Here is a 538-nt window from a genome sequence, read left to right as displayed (position 1 = left end):
TCACTGCGTTTATATAAAAATTCTAATCTTTTATCTGGGGGCAAATTTTTCAGAAAATCAACCTCAATGACATTAGATTTGCCATCTAACCATTCCAATACTACTGCTAATTTTTCCCGGCTGGTATCTTTGGTTCGAGGATTGTTAAGTTTATGTTGTATGGAATTTTGAACATCAGAAACAGAATAGATATTGTATGAACTTTCCTTTTCGTAAGGCAAATCTTTGACAATTTCTCTAACCAAATAATCTGTCAGTCCTAGAGACTTGAGATGTAGACGGGTTATTTTGGGGTTTTCAGTATTCATGAACGTTATACCTCTATTTTTGGTTAATTGTTTTTCCGACATCTTTTAGGAGGTCTACAATCTGGTTGGCTTGTTCATTAATTGTTTGTCTTAAATTGGGAACCAAGTCCTTGCTATAAAGTGTTTTTACATCATTTATCTGCTCGATTAAAGATTCAATCATTGATTTTTGTTGACTGGTAACTCTTTTTATCGCGCCAATTTGATAATTACGCTTTTTCAATTCCGGC

At 33.6% G+C, this 538-nt stretch carries 1 protein-coding gene and 1 pseudogene; both read right to left on the bottom strand.

The features are described from left to right. The coding region (locus B9T16_RS29225; protein ID WP_410246452.1) for a hypothetical protein at positions 1–308 on the bottom strand (308 nt) is incomplete at its 3' end. A 13-nt stretch (positions 309–321) separates the two neighbouring features. Further along, a pseudogene (locus B9T16_RS29220) lies at positions 322–538 on the bottom strand (hypothetical protein); the annotation flags it as partial.

This window comes from Arthrospira sp. PCC 8006 (assembly GCF_046480465.1).
GTDB lineage: Bacteria > Cyanobacteriota > Cyanobacteriia > Cyanobacteriales > Microcoleaceae > Limnospira > Limnospira platensis.
Note: the sequence above shows the minus strand (reverse complement) of the source record. Positions and strands in the feature narration are given on the sequence as shown.